This is a genomic window from Actinoalloteichus fjordicus (assembly GCF_001941625.1).
GTDB classification, from domain to species: Bacteria; Actinomycetota; Actinomycetes; order Mycobacteriales; family Pseudonocardiaceae; genus Actinoalloteichus_A; species Actinoalloteichus_A fjordicus.
In genome coordinates, this window is record NZ_CP016076.1 from 5143083 (window position 1) to 5160832 (window position 17750).

Sequence of the window (17750 nt, forward strand, 5' to 3'; positions counted from 1 at the left end):
GCGTCAACCTGCTCGCCGGGTTGGGCCTGGCGACACTGCCGTTCAGCTCGCTCAGCGTCTAGGGCTGCGACGAGAGATCGGTGACATCACCAGGGCTGCCGGGCAGACCCGATCGGGCTGCCCGGCACCCTCGGTGATCAGGACCGGAGTTCGGCGCCGACCCGGTCGGCCGCCGCAGCCACCGCGGCGTCCCGCCCTGCGGTGGCCTCCTCGACCGTCAACGTGCGGTCGACGGCGCGGAACCGCAGCGAGAAGGCCAGCGACTGCCTGCCCTCGCCCACCTGCTCCCCTCGGTAGACGTCGAAGAGTCGGACGTCCTCGATCAGCTCGCCCGCACCGGACCGCACGGCCTCGGTCACGTCGGCGGCAGGCACTGCGGCGTCCACCACCAGGGCGAGGTCCAACAGCACCGGCGGGTAGGCGGAGATCCTCGGCGAGGGCCTGGGGTCCGTCAGCGGCAGCGCGTCGAGGTTCAGCTCCAGCGCACACGCCCGCTTGGGCAGTCCCAGCGCCTCGACGACCTTCGGATGCAGCTCGCCGGCATGGCCGACGACCTCGCCGCCCACGGTGAATCGGGCGCAGCGCCCCGGATGCCACGGCGCGAGGTCGTCCGAGGAGACCTGCAGCTCGACGCCTGCGGTCTCCCCGACGAGCAGGGCGAGCGACACGGCATCGGACCAGTCGGCGACCCGTCCCGGCCCCCACCAGCCGGACAACTCCCGCCTGCCCGCGAGCACCGCGGCCACGTGCACCGGCTGCGCGGGCAGCGCGGCGAGCAGCGCGGCGACCTGGGCCTCGGACGGCCGCTGCGTGACGCTCACCTCGGGCATCGGAGCCAGCTGCTCGTCGGGCCGCACGACCTGTCCGATGTGGAACAGGGCCACGTCGCGATGTCCGCGAGCCACGTTGCGCACCACGGCATCGAGCAGGCCGGGCAGCAGCGTGGTGACCAGCTCGCCGCGATCGGCCTCGAGCGGATTGGCCAGCCGCATGGTGCGCCTGCGCGGATCGTCGGCAGGCAGGTTGAGCGCGTCCCAGTCGGCCCGGCCCGCGAAGGGGAAGGGCAGCACCTCGACGTACCCGGCCGAGGCGATCGCCCTGGACACGGCCCGCCTGCGCCGCTGGGCGTCCGTCAGTCCCCGACCGGCAGGCGCGGACGGCAGGACGGAGGGAATCGTGTGATAGCCCTCCAGCCGCAGCACCTCCTCGACCAGGTCGGCGGGCTGGACGAGGTCGGAACGCCAGGTCGGCGGGGTGGCCTTGACGACCGCCGTGCCCTCCGTGGTGGTGCCCACCTCCACCCGACAGCCGATCTGCTGGAGCCGCCGCGCCGTCACGCCGCGCTCGTAGCGGACGCCTGCGACCTCGTCCGGCAGGGCCAGCGGCATCGTCACCGGCGCGGGCACCTGCGGATGACCCACGTCGGTCAGGCCACGATGCAGGCTGCCCTCGGCGTAGTGCGCCAGCGCCTTCGCGGTGCGCTCCGCGGCGACGGCGGGCAGGGCAGGGTCGACGACCCGTTCGAAACGCTTGGCCGCCTCGCTCGGCAGCTTGTGCCTGCGCACCATGCGTCCGACGGTCGCGGAGTCGAAGGAGGCGGCCTCGATCAGGACGTCGGTGCTCTTCGCGCCGATCTCCGTCTTCGCACCGCCCATGACGCCTGCCAGACCGATGGGCCCGGTGTCGTCGCAGATCACGATGTCGTCGGGGTCCAGCGTCCTGGTCTGCCCGTCGAGGGTCTCGAGCTTCTCGCCCGCCGCCGCCTTGCGGACGACCACCGTGCCGCGCACCTTCGCGGCGTCGTAGGCGTGCAGCGGCTGACCGACCTCCAACATGATGTAGTTGGTGAGGTCGACGGTGAGCGAGATCGACCGGATGCCGGAGAGCATCAGCCGACGACGCAGCCACCACGGGGTAGGGGCCGTCGGATCGACGCTGGTGACGCGGCGGAACACGAAGCGGGAGCAGGCGTTCTCGTCCTCGATCCGCACCGGCCAGGCGTCGCCGTCGGACTCGTGCAGTTCGAGCACGGCGGGATCGCGGAAGGACAGGTCGAGCGCGCAGGCGATCTCCCTGGCCAGGCCGCGCACCGAGAAGCAGTAGCCTCGGTCCGGTGTGATCGCCAGCTCGATGACCGAGTCGTTCAGCTCCAGGTGTTTCGCCGCATCGGCGCCGGGCGCCGCGGTGCCGGAGGGCAGCACGAGGATGCCCGAGTGATCCTCGCCGAGGTTCAACTCCTTGGCGGAGCAGATCATGCCGTCGCTGACCCGGCCGTAGGTCTTGCGGGCGCTGATGACGAAGTCGCCGGGGAGCACCGCGCCGGGCAGCGCCACGACCACCAGGTCGCCCTCGACGAAGTTGCGGGCCCCGCAGACGATCCCCCGGATGTCCGGCTCGCCGGTGGCCTCCCGGACCACGGGATTCGGGTCACCCTCGAACGGCCGATCGGCGTCCTCCGCCTGCTCACCGTCGCTCGCGTCGGCCGACGGCCCGCCCAGCCTGCCGACCTCCACGCGACAGAAGCGGATCGGCTTCTTGAACTCGGTCAGCTCCTCGATCTCGACGACCCGGCCGATGACCAGGGGCCCGCTGACCGGACCGAGGGTGTCGACGGACTCGACCTCGAGGCCGATCCGCACGAACGCCTCAGCCAACTGCTCCGGTGTGATGTCCTCTGGCGGCTCCACCAGATGCTGGACCAGCCAGGAAACCGGGATACGCACTAGCTCAGGCCTCTCTTGTCGACCGGGTCGTCCGGGTTGCTCCGTCTGGGCGGATCATGCCGAGACCGTCTCGGCGGGTCACGCCTGACTGCTGTCGGCGTCTCACGCCTGGACGCCGAAGGGCAGGGTGAACCGAACGTCACCCTCGACCATGTCACGCATGTCCGGAATACCGTTGCGGAACTGCAGGGTCCGCTCCAGACCCATGCCGAACGCGAAGCCGGAGTACACCTCCGGGTCGACGCCGCAGGCACGAAGGACGTTGGGATTGACCATGCCGCAGCCGCCCCATTCGACCCAGCCCGCGCCGCCCTTACGCTCCTCGAACCAGACGTCGACCTCGGCCGAGGGCTCGGTGAACGGGAAGAACGACGGCCGGAGTCGGGTACGAGCACCCTCGCCGAACATCGCGCGGGCGAACGCGTCCAAGGTGCCCTTGAGGTGGGCCATCGTCAGGCCCTTGTCCACCGCCAGCCCCTCGGTCTGGTGGAACACCGGGGTGTGGGTGGCGTCGAGTTCGTCGGTGCGGAAGGTCCGACCGGGGCCGACGGCGTACACCGGAAGATCACGAGACAGCAGCGTCCTGATCTGCATCGGCGAGGTCTGAGTGCGCAGCACCAGCCCCGAGTCGGCGGGCGCGACGTGGAAGGTGTCCTGCATGGAGCGCGCCGGGTGGTCCTTGCCGAGGTTCAACGCGTCGAAGTTGAACCACTCGGCCTCCAGCTCCGGGCCCTCGGCGATCTCGTACCCCATCGCGAGGAAGACGTCGGCGACCCGCTCGGCCAGGACGGTCAGCGGATGCCGGGCGCCGGGGGCGTGCCGGTCGACGGGCAGGGTGACGTCGACCGTCTCCTCCCGCAGCACCCGCTCGTCCCGCTCGACGAGCAGCGCGCTCCGGCGGCTCTCGAAGGCGGCGTCGATCGCGGTGCGAGCCTCGTTGACCCGCTTGCCCGCCTCGGAACGCGCAGCGGGCGGCAGCGCGCCGATCTCGCGGCGGGCCAGCAGCAACGGCGATCGATCGCCGAGGTGAGCCGGCTTCACGGCGCCGAGTTCGTCCAGGTCGACGGCCTTCTCGAAGGCTTCGCGGGCCGCATCGACCGCGAGGTTCAGGGTCTGCGGCGCGAGCGCCGCGACCTCCTTCGGGTCGTAGCTGTCATTGACTCCGGACATGAGCGCGGGTACTCCCCAGGGTTGCCAGACGGCTGATCTCCTCCTGCGACGTCGATGCCGCAGGCAGCGGCCCGATTTTAGCCGACGAGCCCGACCCGCCCGCACCCTGTTTCCGGCAGATGCCGAAGCAGTCCGGCAGGCGCGCGGAACCGGGCGGGGCGGGCGACCGGACACGATTCCGCCCGGCACCATTGGATGAGCTGCATCACCGTCCGGTCGACACCCGAGATCTGGCGACACCGTCCGTGGTCACGCGAACACCTGGAGCGCCCGAAATCGGCTTGGCGCGATCTGAGAGCCTTGCCAGATACCGACAGGGAGACGACCCGTGACCGACCGACTCGATGCGCGACCCACGACCAAGATCTATGAACTGGAAGCACTCGTGCGCCAGGCATGGGCAGGCAACGTGCGTATCCCTCACTTCCAGCGCGACTACCGCTGGGGCTCGCAGGATGTGAGTCGCCTGTTCGACAGCATCCTCAAGGGCTATCCGATCGGCAGCCTGCTGTTGTGGATTCGTCCGGCACCGGCCGGGCCGGTTCGGCTGGGCGCACTAGAGATCGAAGCCCCTGCGGAGAATCGGGCGCTCTGGGTCGTCGACGGGCAACAGCGTCTGACCAGCCTCGCCAACACCCTGCACCCGGACGGCGGTGAAGACCCCCGCTTCCGACTGGCCTACGACCTCCGCGAGCGGACCCTGTCCCGGCAGGCGGCCCCTGACAGCCCCTGGCTGGTTCCCCTCTCCGTCATCTTCGACCTGCAACGGCTGCTTCAGTGGTTCGCGGCCAGGCCCGAGATCAGCCATCTGCTCAATGAGGCGAGCGAGGTGGCGACGCTGATCCGTCAGTTCAGCATCCCGGCGTACCAGGTCGAGCACGGCGAGGTCGAGGCGCTGCAGGACATCTTCGACCGGATGAACAACTACGGGAAGCCACTCCGCAGAGCCGAGGTGTTCAGCGCGCTCAATGCAGGCGATGAGACGGCTGATCGACGACTCGACATCCAGGCGATCTCCGAGCAGATCGATGCAGAACTCCGCTTCGGACGAATCGACGACAACACGGTGTTGCAGGCGATCCTGGCACGACGCGGCGTCGACACCCAGCGCGATATCCGGCTCGAGTTCGATGATCACCGGCGCCGAGCCGAGGTGGAATTTCCCGACGAGGATCGAGATGCCGCATACGGCGAGACTCGCTCGGCGTTGGCTCGTGCGGTGTCGTTCCTCCAGCATGACGCAGGCGTCCCTCACGTCGGCATGCTGCCCTACCGCTATCTCCTGGTCGTGCTCAGCCGGTACTTCGCCCACCACCCCGACCCCGTCGGCCGTGATCGAGTCCTGCTTCGTCGCTGGTACTGGCGGGCCGCATTGGTCGGTACCAGGGCCTGGCCCGGCGGAACTGCAGGTGCGACCAGAAAGCTCAACACGCAGATCAGACCAGGTGATCCCAGCGGCTCGATACAGCGGCTGCTCACCGTCACCGACCCGGCCGAGATCGCTCTTCCGGACGGCCGCAGCTTCCGGACCAACAACGCGGCGACGAAGATCATGCTCTGTGGCTGGTGGGCGCTCGCCCCGCGTTCCTGGACGACCGGTGCGCCCTATGAACAGACCGATCTCGCTGCCACGCTCGACGGGAGGACCACGGCAGGCCAGGCCATCGCCCCGCTGTTCCGTCGGGGGGAAATCGACAACGCGAAGCTGTCGTGGTCGGCTAATCAGCTGTTGCTGCTCGACTCGGAACTGATCGAGCCCGAATCCGTCCTCGGTGGTCGACACCCGATGCAGAGCGATCAGCAGTGGGCTGAGACAGCGCGCTCGCACGGCATCACCGTCGATGCCGCCGAAGCCGTCGCCGGCGGCCACCACACCGAGTTTCTCGAGATCAGACAACGAACGCTGGACGACGTCGTCGCCTCGTTCCTCCGACACCAGTGCGAGCACAGATTCGAAGACACCCCGCCGCTCGCGGAATTCGATCTGGATGACGAGGGAGACAATGACGATTCGTGAGACAGCGCACGCGGTCTGGTTGCACGACCAGCGGGTCGGCACGTTGTTCCAACGCGGGGACCACACCCGGTTCGTCCTGCAGGAGGCCTACCGGGAAGATCCCGATCGCGCGGTGCTCGGGCTCGACTTCGAGCAGGACCTGACCCGTAGACATGCCGCACACCTCCGACTGCCGCCCTGGTTCTCCAACCTGCTTCCGGAGGGCAGGCTGCGCCAGTGGATCGCAGTGGACCGGCGGGTGTCAGCCGATCGGGAGATGGAACTGCTCGCCCAGGTCGGACACGATCTTCCTGGCGCCGTCCGGGTACTCGCCGACGACGAACCCCCCGATCTGTCCGAGTGGGACAAGGCGGCCCAGCAGGCACGCTCGCCCGTCACGACGCACCCTGCCTGGCGGTTCTCCCTCGCCGGGGTCGGCCTCAAGTTCTCCATGCTCGCGCAGGGCGAGCGCTTCACCCTGCCTGCTTTCGGTGAAGGTGGCGACTGGATCGTCAAACTTCCGGACGCACACCATTCACAGGTGCCCAGCAACGAGTACACGATGATGACGCTCGCCGCAGCCGTCGGCATCGACGTCCCCGACCGCAGGCTGGTACACCGCGAGGAGTTGACCGGGCTACCACCGGGAACCTGGCCGGGACGGGAGGAGTGGGCGTTCGCCGTCCGTCGCTTCGATCGAGACGAGAACCGCAGACCGGTTCATATCGAAGACCTCGCCCAGGTCCGAGGCTTCTATCCGGACGACAAGTACCACGGCGCCTACGAGACCGTCGCTGCGCTGATCTACCGAAGGCGAGACCCGGCCGCGCTCCGCGAGTTCGTCCGCAGGCTCACGTTCTGCATCCTGATCTCGAACGGCGATGCACACCTGAAGAACTGGTCGTTGATCTACCCCGACCGACGGGTGCCGACGCTCTCACCAGCGTATGACCTCGTCGCCACCGCACCGTATCGAGACCACGTCGACGAGCCGGAGAACCTGGCGTTGAAGTTCGGCCGAGGCAGGCGCTTCAGCGCCGTGAACGCCACGACCTTCGCGCGGCTCGCACACAAGCTGCATGCCCCCGACCTCGCGGACGACCTCGTGTCCGAGTCCGTGACCGTCGTGGACCGGATGCGGGAGCACTGGCCGAGGTGCGGGGAAGAGATCGCCAAGCACCCCGAACTGCACCGGCAGGTGGCGGCGAGCATCGCCGAGCACAGCATGTCCCTACTGCGCACCGGGCACTGACCTCGGCGTTCATCGCCGAGGTCTGTTCAGGCCGGTAGAGGTGGAAAGGCTGCCACGTCCCGCACCGCCAGTCGGCCGATGACCGCGCGCTCGACGAACTCCGGCCGCCGCCAACTGCTCAGGCCCGCTGCGCCCTGGCGGTGGCGTAGAGGCAGACCGCCGCGGCGGTGGCGAGGTTGAGGCTCTCCGCGCGGCCGTGGAGGGGGACGGCCAGCGTCGTGTCGGCGGACGACCGCACCTCGGACGACAGTCCATGCGCCTCGCTGCCGAACAGCCAGGCGGTGGGCGCGGCGAGATCGCCTGCCCGGTCGGCGGCGTCGAGGTCCTGATCCGCTCGACCGTCGGCGGCGACCAGTCGTAGGCCTGCGGCCCGGCAGGCTGCCAGGACCGCGTCGACGTCACGTTCCCTGGCCACCGGGAGGTGGAACAGACTGCCGGTGGTGGCCCGGACGCACTTGCCGTTGTGCGGGTCGACGGCCGATCCCGCGAAGATCACCGCGTCGGCGCCCGCCGCATCGGCCACGCGCAGCACCGTTCCGGCGTTGCCCGGATCGGCGATCTCGACCAGCACCGCGACCAGCCTCGGACTGCCTGTCAGCGCGGTCGCCAACGGCACGTCGACGAGCCCGCAGACCGCGACGAGGCCCTGTGGGGTGACGGTCTCGGAGAGCCCGGCGGCGGCCTTCTCGGTGATCAGGCTGGTAGGGATGCCTGCGACGCCTGCTCGCTGCCACGCCTCGACGTGCCGCTGCGCGGCCTCCGGGGTGGCGAACAGCTCGAACACCCGGCCCACGCCGCGCTCGGCCCAGTCGAGCGCCTCTCGCACGGCCTGGGCACCCTCGGCGAGGAACCTGCCTGCGCGCTCCCGGCCGGTCCTCGTCGTCAGTCGGCGCGCGGCAGCGACCCGAGGGGTCCGCTCCGTGAAGGGAGCCGGAACCGCCTCGGGTCGAGCGGTGCGCGGGTCCGCACTCAGGCCAGGCTCTCCTGATCCTCGGCGGGCAGCGCCGCCTTGGCGGCCTCGGCGAGCACCGCGAACGTCTCGGGGTCGTTCACCGCGAGCTCGGCGAGGATCTTGCGGTCGACCTCGATCTCGGCGAGCCGCAGGCCCTGGATCAGCCTGCTGTAGCTGATGCCGTTGATCCGGGCGGCAGCGTTGATCCGGGTGATCCACAGCTTGCGGAAGTCACCCTTGCGCGCGCGGCGGTCCCGGTAGGCGTAGGTGAGCGAGTGGAGCATCTGCTCCTTGGCCTTGCGGTACAGCCGGGAGCGCTGCCCCCGGTAGCCGCTGGCCTGCTCGAGGATCGCACGGCGCTTCTTGTGGGCGTTCACAGCTCGCTTGACGCGTGCCACGGTTCCGTCCTGTCAATCTCTAGGGGCGAGTGGTGCTGGTGCCCCGGTGGCTAGTAAAGGTGACGGCTCGCGGACTGCGGCGTGAGATCGTTCCGACCTCGCGTTCGCCGTCCCGCCGCGGGCTTCAGCGTCCGAGCATCCGCTTGATGCGGGGCGCGTCGTTGGGAGACACCTCGACGGTGCCCTCCAGACGGCGGGCGAGCCTGCTCTCCTTGCGCTCCAGGTAGTGCCGGTGACCGCACCGCTCACGGCGGATCTTGCCGGTGCCGGTCACCCGGAACCGCTTGGAGGCGCCGCTGTGCGTCTTCTGCTTCGGCATGTCCTGTCCTTGTCTCTTCTTCGTCTTGTTCGCCGCCGTGATCGACGGCCGGCTGTCACACGGCGTGGGCGGGCCGTTCGCCGACGGCCCGTCCCACGGCCACATGAACCGACTACTGGCCGCCCTCGGCGACGGTCTCGTCGGCATCGGCATCGGCGCCGTCGCCGGACCTGCCCCTCGGCGGCTGCTTCTTGTGCGGGGCAAGCACCATGATCATGTTTCGACCGTCCTGCTTCGGCGTCGCCTCGATGAAGCCCAGCTCGGCCACGTCCTCGGCCAGTCGCTGGAGCAGGCGGTAGCCCAGCTCCGGGCGGGACTGCTCACGACCACGGAACATGATGGTCACCTTGACCTTGTTCCCGTGCTCGAGGAAGCGGACCACGTGGCCACGCTTGGTCGCGTAGTCATGCGAGTCGATCTTCGGCCGGAGCTTCTGTTCCTTGATGACCGTGAGCTGCTGGTTACGGCGGGACTCGCGAGCCTTCTGCGCGCTCTCGTACTTGAACTTGCCGTAGTCCATGAGCTTGCAGACCGGCGGCCGGGCCTGCGGTGCGACCTCGACGAGGTCCAGATCCGCTTCCTGGGCGAGTCGGAGCGCGTCCTCGATGCGGACGATCCCCACCTGCTCGCCGTTGGGTCCGACGAGCCGGACCTCCGGTACGCGGATACGGTCGTTGATGCGCGTCTCGGCGCTGATGGGGCCTCCTAGGTTCGTGACGTTCAGACTTGCGCCACGGCAGGCGGAGCACCCTTCGGATGACGAAGGCCCCGCCGCCGGTAAAGGCGATCGGGGCCCGTATCCGACCGATCCGTACGACGAAGTCGTCGCACGCTGTCCGTTCGGTTCGACGTCTGCACGACGAACCACGACAGACCGACACCGATCTGGTCGGCATCGGGACCGGACCCGGCCGCCTGAGGCGGCGACTCGGGTGGGAGCGGGGCTCCACTTGCCGCCCCCGCTGACGCGAAGGCTGGTCGCTCGTGGAAGGGTACCAGCCGTGGATGAGCGGCGACCAGTGGACGGGCAGGACCAGGCCTCGGCGGCAGTGGAGACGGACGAGGTTCGGGAACTCGCCGAGGTGCCCAGCGTCGAGGTGATCAGCCGCGCGGCTGTCATGTTGATGTCGGCGGCGGCGGAGCGACTCGGCCTGGCCGAGGCCGACCCGACGACGAGCCCGCACCGTGACCTGGACGAGGCGCGGCGCCTGATCACCGCGCTGGCGGGACTGGTCACTTCCTCCGTCGAGTACCTCGGCCCGCACGCCGGACCGCTGCGCGACGGCCTTCAGACGCTGCAACGCGCCTTCCGCGAGGGTTCGCTCCACCCCGACGCACCTGGTCAGGGCCCCGGCGAGAAGTACACCGGCCCCGTCCACTGAGCTGTCGTCCCCGACGGGCCTGCGAGCCACGGGGCAGGCTCGGGCGGCGGATCGTCGGCGGGCGACGACCGCGCCGTCTGGAATCCGCAGGCGCGACCGCGTGTTCTCCCTGATCCGCGACGTCGACCGGCGAGATCGTCAGGCACCGTCATTACCCTCCGTCGCGTGCCGACGACCGACCCCCTGCCCGACGCGAGACTCCGGCCGCTCCGGGTCACGCTGCTGACCTGGGCAGCGACAGCAGGTGTGCTGCTGCTCGCCTCGGCGGCCCTGCCGCTGTCACTGCCCCTGCCGCCGTACTTCGGCCTCGGCCTGCTCCAGCACGGGCTGGACACCGCCGGGCTGGCCCTGGTGCTGGCGGGCACGGCAGGCCTAATCGCGACGGCGCTGTTCCGCTCCGGGGCCGATGCGCTGCTCGTCGGCGCCCTCGCCGTCCTGCCCGCCCCGTTGGCCGCCGATCCCGGCCACGTCCTGTTCGCCGAGGAGCCCGGCGGGGCGCTGATCTCCTCGGCCTCGTTCCTGGTGGCCTTCGGGGCCTGCCTCGTGTTCGGCGCGGCGCTGCGGTCGGCGTGGTCGCCGATCCTGGACGATGCGTCGTGGCGGGGCGCGATCCTGCCGGTGATCGCGTTGGCCGCGACCACGCTGGGCGGGACGTCCTCGTGGGTCCCGGCCGAGACGCCCCTGGTCTCGCTCGGGGTGGCGGCATCCGCCCTCGGCTGCGCGGCGTGGGCCCGGCACTCGACGCGGCGCTCGGCGGCTGGGGCGACCACCGAGGCGCCTGCGGCTGTGTCGACCGGGGCGGAGACAAGCACCGACCAGGCGGCGTCGACCGGAATCGACGCACCGGACACGACGGCGACAGCCGACGCCGAGGCAGAACCTCGACCGGAGCGTCTCGGGCGCGCCGAGCCCGCCCGCTCCCCCAGGCCTGGCGCCCGGTTCGCGGTCTGGTCGCCGCTGCTGGCCCTCGTGTCGATCGGGACGCTGACGGCACCGCCGAGCCCGCCCGCCTGGGGGTACCTCCTGGTGGCGGCGGGCGCGGCGACGGCGGCCGCCGTCTGGCGGCCCGGCTCCGGGCTTCGCACCGGATTCCTCGCGGCGGCGCTCCTGATGATGATCGGTTCGGCCGGGCTGCTGCACGCAGGCCGGGCTTCGGCCGAGACGGGCTGGGCGCTGCCCGACGACTGGCCGTTGGTCCTGGCGGGCATGACGCTGCTCGCGCTCGCTGCGCCGGTGGTCGCGCGCGCCGAGGCTCGGCGCCGGGTGCGTCCCGTCGACGGGACGCCGGTGGTCTTCTGCCTCGGCGTCGCCGCCGCTGCGATCGTCGCCGCGATCTCGGCGGCCGCGCAGGCGCAGAACGTGGAGGCGATGCCGGGAGTCGAGCTGAGCCGCGCCTACGCCACGCCGCTGGACACGGTGTTCCCCGGTGACCACGAGCTCGTGGCGACGATCTCGGGGCCTCCGCCCACCGTGTCGATCGGGCTGCTCCTGCTCGGCGGTGCGGCGGTGATCGCGCTGTCGTGGCCGCGACGCCGAGCATGAGTCGGGCTCGCGTGCTGCCGCCCGCGGGCAGTCACAGCCGACGGTGCGATCTCACCGGGCCGAGTCGGGAACCCGACCCGGTGAGACGCCGATCAGAGCACCTGGGCCAGGAAGCGGCCGGTGTGGCTGGCCTCGTCGGCCCGCACCTGTTCCGGCGTTCCCTCGGCGACCACGGTGCCGCCGCCGGAGCCGCCCTCCGGCCCCATGTCGACCACCCAGTCCGACGTCTTGATGACGTCGAGGTTGTGCTCGATCACGATCACCGTGTTGCCCTTGGCGACCAGTCCGTTGATCACGCCGAGCAGCTTGCGGATGTCCTCGAAGTGCAGGCCGGTGGTCGGCTCGTCGAGCACGTAGACGGTGCGTCCGGTCGACCGCTTCTGGAGTTCGGTGGCCAGCTTGACCCGCTGTGCCTCGCCGCCGGAGAGCGTCGGGGCAGGCTGGCCGAGCCGCACGTAGCCGAGGCCGACGTCCACCAGCGTCTTGAGATGCCGGTGGATCGCGGTGATCGGCTCGAAGAACGTCGCCGCCTCCTCGATCGGCATGTCCAGCACGTCGGCGATCGTCTTGCCCTTGTAGTGGACCTCCAGCGTCTCCCGGTTGTACCGGGCGCCTCGGCAGACCTCGCAGGGCACGTAGACGTCGGGCAGGAAGTTCATCTCGATCTTGATCGTGCCGTCGCCCGCACACGCCTCGCAGCGGCCGCCCTTGATGTTGAACGAGAACCGGCCCGGCTGGTAGCCGCGCACCTTCGCCTCGGTCGTCGCGGCGAACAGCTTCCTGACGTGATCGAAGACCCCGGTGTAGGTCGCGGCGTTCGAGCGCGGCGTGCGTCCGATGGGCGACTGGTCGACCTGCACCAGCTTGTCGACGTTGTCGAGTCCGGTCACCCGCGTGTGCCTGCCCGGCACCTGGCGCGCCCCGTTGAGCTTGTTGGCCAGCACCCGCGCCAGGATGTCGTTGACCAGCGTCGACTTGCCCGAGCCCGACACGCCCGTGACGGAGACCAGACACCCGAGCGGGAAGGACACGTCGATGCCGCGCAGGTTGTGCTCGCGCGCGCCGACGACGGTGAGCCGTCGCCTGCGATCGATCGCCCGCCGCTTGTCCGGCACCGGGATGGCCCGACGACCGGCCAGGTACGCGCCAGTCAGTGACTCCTCGTTGGCCAGCAGCTCCTGGTAAGAGCCGCTGTGCACGACCTTCCCGCCGTGCTCCCCCGCGCCGGGGCCGATGTCGACCACCCAGTCCGCGGCGCGAATGGTGTCCTCGTCGTGCTCCACGACGATCAGCGTGTTGCCCAGGTCGCGAAGCCTGCTCAGCGTCTCGATCAACCGGTGGTTGTCCCGCTGATGCAGGCCGATGGACGGTTCGTCCAGCACGTACAGCACGCCGACCAGCCCGGAGCCGATCTGGGTGGCCAGCCTGATCCGCTGGGCCTCGCCGCCGGAGAGCGTGCCCGCCGCCCGGTCCAGGGACAGGTAGTCCAGGCCCACGTCGAGCAGGAAGCCCAGTCGGGCGGCGACCTCCTTGAGAACGCGGCCCGCGATCATCTCCTCGCGTTCGCCCAGGGCGAGTCCTTCGAGGAAGCGGGCGCACTCCACGACGCTCATCGCGCAGACCTCGGCGATCGACTTGTCGCCCTGGTCACGGTGCGCCAGCGTCACGGCCAGGATCTCCGGCTTGAGCCGCGTGCCCCGGCAGGCCGGGCAGGGCACCTCCCGCATGTAGCCCTCGTACTTGTCCCGCATGAACTCGGACTCGGTCTGCTCCTGCCTGCGCTCCAGGAAGGGGATGACGCCCTCGAACGCGGCGTAGTACGACCGCTCCCGTCCGTAGCGGTTGCTGTAGCGGACGTGTACCTGCTCGTCGATGCCGTGCAGCACGGCCTTCTGCACGCGGGCGGGCAGGCCGCGCCACGGCAGGTCCATGCGGAAGCCGACCTTCTCCGACAGCGACTCCAGCAGCCGGGTGAAGTAGTCCGCGGTCTGGCCGGAGGCCCATGGCGCGATGGCGCCCTCGGCGAGCGACAGCTCGTCGTCCGGCACCACCAGCTCGGGGTCGACCTCCTTGCGCACCCCGAGTCCGGTGCACTCGGGGCAGGCGCCGTAGGGCGAGTTGAACGAGAAGGAACGGGGTTCGAGATCGTCCACGGCCAGCGAGTGGCCGTTGGGGCAGGCCATCCGTTCGGAGAACCGGCGCTCCCGACCGGCGTCGTGCTCGGGGAGGTCGACGAAGTCGAGCACGACGAGCCCGTCGGCCAGCCGCAGTGCCGTCTCGACCGAGTCCGTCAGCCGCTGCTTCGCCGAGGCCTTCACGGCGAGCCGGTCGATCACGACCTCGATGTCGTGCTTCTCCTGCTTCTTCAGCTTGGGCGGGTCGGTGAGCGGGTGCACCGCGCCGTCGACCCGCACTCGCGAGTAGCCCTGGGTGGGCAGCTCGGCGAAGAGGTCGACGTACTCACCCTTGCGCCCACGCACGACGGGGGCGAGCACCTGGAACCGGGTGCCCTCCGGCAGGTCGAGGACCTGGTCGACGATCTGCTGCGGGGTCTGCCTGCTGATCGCGTGGCCGCACGTCGGGCAGTGCGGCTTGCCTGCACGTGCGTAGAGCAGCCGGAGATAGTCGTAGACCTCGGTGATGGTGCCGACCGTGGAACGGGGGTTGCGGTTGGTCGACTTCTGGTCGATCGACACCGCGGGCGAGAGGCCCTCGATGAAGTCGACGTCGGGCTTGTCCATCTGCCCGAGGAACTGCCGCGCGTAGGCGGACAGCGACTCCACGTAACGACGCTGACCCTCCGCGAAGATGGTGTCGAAGGCGAGACTCGACTTCCCGGAGCCGGACAGTCCGGTGAACACGACGAGGCTGTCCCTGGGCAGGTCCAGGTCGACACCGCGGAGGTTGTGTTCGCGAGCGCCGCGAACGACGAGGCGGTCTGACACTGTGGTCCCTTCAACTGATCACGTGCCCGAGCGAGATGTCACCGGCCCGAGTCGGTCGAGATTTTCTGTGCGACAGGGTTGCGCACCCGCCGCAGACCTGGGGCATCGCGCTCGGCGAGTCGTACACCCGAGCGGGCGCAGGTCAGCCTCCATGCTAGGTCTGAGCACTGACAGGAACCGGTCTTCGTGACTGCGCGCAGAGGGGCAACCCGCCGTTGGAGTGCCTAGCCTCACATCAGCGACATAGATTGCGACCCTCTGTAATTGAGACGACTCGAAGTAGTGGGCAAGTCCCCGATCGGGTGCTTCCTACGTCAGTCGAATCAGGCATACGCTGGAGGTGCAAGGCACGTCCCCTGAAGTCGGGGAGAGAAGCAGTCATGGCAGAGATCCACCTTTCACATCCACAGCCTCTCGAGGAGAGCCTCGTGGCACCCAGGACGAGCGTCGGCGGCGCGGCAGCAAGCGCCGCGCAAGGCCTGCGCGCCCTGGAGGTCGCCAACCGGGCGTTGTTGGAGGTGGTGGAGAGACTGGATGACACGGTGGTGTCCGGGCCCAGTCTGTTGCCGAACTGGTCCAGGGCACACGTGCTCACCCATCTGGCACGGAACGCAGACGGCCTGGTCAACCTGCTCACCTGGGCTCGCACCGACGTCGAGCATCCGATGTATCAGAGCGCGGCCGATCGCAACGCCGACATCGAGGAGGGCGTCGACCGACCCGCGCGGCTCCTCGTCGAGGACGTCCGCGCGGCGACGGAACGCTTCGACGCGGCGGCGGCGGGCCTGGACGACAGTGCCTGGGCCGCCCAGGTCGTCGGACGCGGCAGGACGTTCCAGGCCGACGAGATCCCCTGGATTCGGCAGCGCGAGGTCTGGATCCACCTGGTCGACCTCGACGTGGGCCCGAGCATCGAGGACATTCCCGACGACCAGATCGAGCTGATGCTCGTCGACGTCATCACCCGGTATCGGGCCAGGGACGACGCGCCCCGCTTCGGCCTGCTGGTCGAGTTGTCGGACGGCACCGAGCGCACCTTCTTCATCGGCTCGGCCACCGACGACGGCCCGCCCGCCGTGCGTGGGAAGGCGAAGGCCGTGCTCGGGTGGCTCATCGGCCGCCAGGACGGCGCCGACCTGCTCGGCACGCTGCCGGTACTGCCGGAATGGGACTGACCAGGCAGGACCCGTGAACCGGCGCGGCCAGGCCCACCCCCCCGTCGAGCCGGTGTCACGCGAGGGTCTGCGGTGAGTCGGTCCTCGTCGGCCGGTGACACGTTCGGCCAGCTGCCTCAGGCAGCCCGTTCCGTCCGGCGAACACCGTGGTTCTAGGCTCGTGGGGTGGACGTGTCGCAGCAGTACACCGGTCATGTCGAGCCCGGCGGCCCGGCCGCGCGCCGTGAGCTGGCAGAACTGAGCATCACGAAGGTGTCGGTCGGTCCGATGGACAACAACGCCTATGTCCTGCACTGTCCGCGCAGCGGCGACGCCGTGCTGATCGACGCGGCTGCGGACCCGGAGCGGTTGTCGGACCTCCTCGGCCACGATGACAGCAGGCCTCGCCTGCGCACCATCGTCACGACGCACAGCCATCCCGACCACTGGCAGGCCCTCGGAGCGGTGGCCGGGGCCTACGGGACGAACCTCGCGGCGCACCCGGCCGACGCCGAGGCGCTGCCGGTGCCCCTGGACTTCCTGCTGGAACACGGTCACACGCTGGAGGTCGGGCAGTCCGAACTCGAGGTGATCCATCTGCGCGGCCACACCCCCGGCTCGATCGCCCTGCTGTACCGGGACCCGCAGGGCTCGCCGCACCTGTTCACCGGCGACTCGCTGTTTCCGGGCGGGCCGGGGAAGACGGGCTCGCCTGCGGACTTCGCCTCGTTGATGGACGACTTGGAGCAGCGGGTCTTCGCCGTTCTGCCGGACGACACCCGGGTGTACCCCGGCCACGGCGACGACACCACGTTGGGCGCGGAGCGTCCGCACCTGGCCGAGTGGCGGGCGCGGGGCTGGTAAACCGCAGGCGGCCTGCTGCGCAGAAGTCGCGAGCCTGCCCGGCGCAGGCTGTTTCGACGACGTGCCCGCCCGACGAACGCGCCGTCGGACGGGCCGGAACGTGTTTCTCGCCGATCAGCCGTCCAGCGGGTTCGCCAGGGCTGCGGCCTCCTCGGGGCCGTACTGCTGCACGAGCATGTCCTCGACGAACTGTTCGACGGGGATGTCCTGCTGCTCGGCCATCATGGTGAAGGTCTCATCGGCGATCTCGACGATCGGTCCGATGTCGACCTTCCACACCTCGTCCTCACGCAGGAACTGGAAGCGATAGGGGATCTCCTCCCCGTCGCTGAACACCTCGGCCGAGGCCGTGTCGCCGTCGACCTCGATGGAGCCCAGCTCGGCACTGTCGATCGCCTGTTCACCGATGAGCCCTCGCACGAAGGCCTCCGTCAGGAGTTCGGTCACCGATCCGCTCCGCAGCAGCTCCGGGTCGACCTCCGCGCGGAACACGTAGACCGTGATCTGCGTCGTCGGGCTCAGGCCGTGAAGCTCGTCGGCGGTCGCGCTCAGGGCGAGATGACGCGCCTCGTCATAGAACCTGTGCACCGGACTGGCCAGGACGGCTGTCGCCCGCTCGCCGTCTCGGGCGAGGGCCGCCTCGGTGTAGATGTCGAACGCCTCCTGAACGTCCGCCGTCGCACCGTCTCGGACCTGTACGGCAGTCGGAGCCGACGGGGCGGTCGAGGCGGGGCCCGCGGCGACGTCGCCGGACGACACGCCCCCGCCACATCCACTGAGCGTGAGAAGAAACAGGGGGACACAGAGGCCGAGCAGGCCACGACTGGACTTGGTCACCAACGAAGAGTAGCCATCCGCCTGCTCCGCGTGACGATGTGTCGGTCCTTGTGCCACGCCGGGCCGGTCTGCGACCCGCCGCAGACCGGACGGGAGCACGGCGGGCGGACGCGGCGTGATCGCCTGTCGGTGCCGACGCCGGTGCCGGAAGTGTGAACAGTGTCGGACCGGCGGGCCGCGCCTGCTGCGTCACGCCCGCGTCGTCGTCTCGTTATC

Annotated in this window: 14 protein-coding genes; 6 read left to right on the plus strand and 8 right to left on the minus strand. The window is 69.9% G+C overall.

Annotated features, from left to right (window positions below; translation table 11 throughout):
• Nucleotides 1-137: 137 nt before the first annotated feature.
• Nucleotides 138-2723 (minus strand): phenylalanine--tRNA ligase subunit beta, encoded by a 2586-nt coding sequence (pheT, locus tag UA74_RS21725; protein WP_075741899.1) that lies wholly within the window; start codon nt 2721-2723, stop codon nt 138-140.
• A gap of 102 nt (nt 2724-2825) precedes the next feature.
• A complete protein-coding gene (pheS, locus tag UA74_RS21730; protein WP_075741900.1) occupies nt 2826-3893 on the minus strand; it encodes a phenylalanine--tRNA ligase subunit alpha in 1068 nt (355 codons plus the stop codon).
• A 328-nt stretch (nt 3894-4221) separates the two neighbouring features.
• Here pheS and UA74_RS21735 point away from each other — a divergent pair, with 328 nt between their 5' ends.
• Both UA74_RS21735 and UA74_RS21740 read left to right on the plus strand, forming a co-directional pair.
• Nucleotides 4222-5910: a DUF262 domain-containing protein gene (locus UA74_RS21735; RefSeq protein WP_075741901.1), complete on the plus strand. Its 1689-nt coding sequence runs from the start codon at nt 4222-4224 to the stop codon at nt 5908-5910.
• Nucleotides 5897-7141: a type II toxin-antitoxin system HipA family toxin gene (locus UA74_RS21740; protein ID WP_075741902.1), complete on the plus strand. Its 1245-nt coding sequence runs from the start codon at nt 5897-5899 to the stop codon at nt 7139-7141. The genes UA74_RS21735 and UA74_RS21740 overlap by 14 nt, the downstream gene beginning before the upstream one ends.
• Before the next feature lie 118 nt (nt 7142-7259).
• Here the strand turns inward: UA74_RS21740 and UA74_RS21745 are convergent, their stop codons facing one another.
• The 4 genes from UA74_RS21745 to infC all read right to left on the minus strand — a co-directional run bounded on the left by UA74_RS21745 (nt 7260) and on the right by infC (nt 9534).
• Entirely contained in the window at nt 7260-8114 is an 855-nt protein-coding gene (locus UA74_RS21745) for a TrmH family RNA methyltransferase (RefSeq protein WP_075744084.1), read from the minus strand.
• On the minus strand, nt 8111-8491 hold the full coding sequence (rplT, locus tag UA74_RS21750) for a 50S ribosomal protein L20 (RefSeq protein WP_075741903.1): 381 nt from the start codon (nt 8489-8491) through the stop codon (nt 8111-8113). The genes UA74_RS21745 and rplT overlap by 4 nt, the downstream gene beginning before the upstream one ends.
• A 124-nt stretch (nt 8492-8615) precedes the next feature.
• On the minus strand, nt 8616-8810 hold the full coding sequence (gene rpmI / locus UA74_RS21755; protein ID WP_075744085.1) for a 50S ribosomal protein L35: 195 nt from the start codon (nt 8808-8810) through the stop codon (nt 8616-8618).
• Nucleotides 8811-8922: 112 nt separating this feature from the next.
• Nucleotides 8923-9534 carry a translation initiation factor IF-3 gene (gene infC / locus UA74_RS21760; RefSeq protein ID WP_075744086.1) on the minus strand — a complete coding sequence of 204 codons (612 nt, stop codon included), beginning with the start codon at nt 9532-9534 and terminating at the stop codon, nt 8923-8925.
• A gap of 295 nt (nt 9535-9829) precedes the next feature.
• On the opposite strand from infC, the gene UA74_RS21765 reads away from it, so the two are divergent.
• Together UA74_RS21765 and UA74_RS21770 are read left to right on the plus strand one after the other, a co-directional pair.
• Nucleotides 9830-10192, plus strand: a complete 363-nt coding sequence (locus UA74_RS21765; RefSeq protein WP_075741904.1) for a DUF1844 domain-containing protein — start codon at nt 9830-9832, stop codon at nt 10190-10192.
• A 165-nt stretch (nt 10193-10357) separates the two neighbouring features.
• Nucleotides 10358-11734 carry a hypothetical protein gene (locus UA74_RS21770; protein WP_075765312.1) on the plus strand — a complete coding sequence of 459 codons (1377 nt, stop codon included), beginning with the start codon at nt 10358-10360 and terminating at the stop codon, nt 11732-11734.
• Between the two features lie 92 nt (nt 11735-11826).
• Here UA74_RS21770 and uvrA read toward each other — a convergent pair whose 3' ends face one another.
• Nucleotides 11827-14679, minus strand: a complete 2853-nt coding sequence (gene uvrA, locus UA74_RS21775; protein WP_075741906.1) for an excinuclease ABC subunit UvrA — start codon at nt 14677-14679, stop codon at nt 11827-11829.
• Nucleotides 14680-15107: 428 nt separating this feature from the next.
• Here uvrA and UA74_RS21780 point away from each other — a divergent pair, with 428 nt between their 5' ends.
• Together UA74_RS21780 and UA74_RS21785 are read left to right on the plus strand one after the other, a co-directional pair.
• Entirely contained in the window at nt 15108-15854 is a 747-nt protein-coding gene (locus tag UA74_RS21780) for a maleylpyruvate isomerase family mycothiol-dependent enzyme (protein ID WP_075741907.1), read from the plus strand.
• Nucleotides 15855-16019: 165 nt separating this feature from the next.
• Nucleotides 16020-16697 (plus strand): MBL fold metallo-hydrolase, encoded by a 678-nt coding sequence (locus tag UA74_RS21785; RefSeq protein WP_075741908.1) that lies wholly within the window; start codon nt 16020-16022, stop codon nt 16695-16697.
• A 114-nt stretch (nt 16698-16811) separates the two neighbouring features.
• Here UA74_RS21785 and UA74_RS21790 read toward each other — a convergent pair whose 3' ends face one another.
• Nucleotides 16812-17534 (minus strand): hypothetical protein, encoded by a 723-nt coding sequence (locus tag UA74_RS21790; protein ID WP_157434368.1) that lies wholly within the window; start codon nt 17532-17534, stop codon nt 16812-16814.
• Nucleotides 17535-17750 lie beyond the last annotated feature (216 nt).

Coding starts and splice junctions, on each gene's coding strand:
- UA74_RS21740 (WP_075741902.1), top strand. CDS start 5,897: ATGACGATTCGTGAGACAGCGCACGCGGTCTGGTTGCACGACCAGCGG.
- rpmI (WP_075744085.1), bottom strand. CDS start 8,810: ATGCCGAAGCAGAAGACGCACAGCGGCGCCTCCAAGCGGTTCCGGGTG.
- pheS (WP_075741900.1), bottom strand. CDS start 3,893: ATGTCCGGAGTCAATGACAGCTACGACCCGAAGGAGGTCGCGGCGCTC.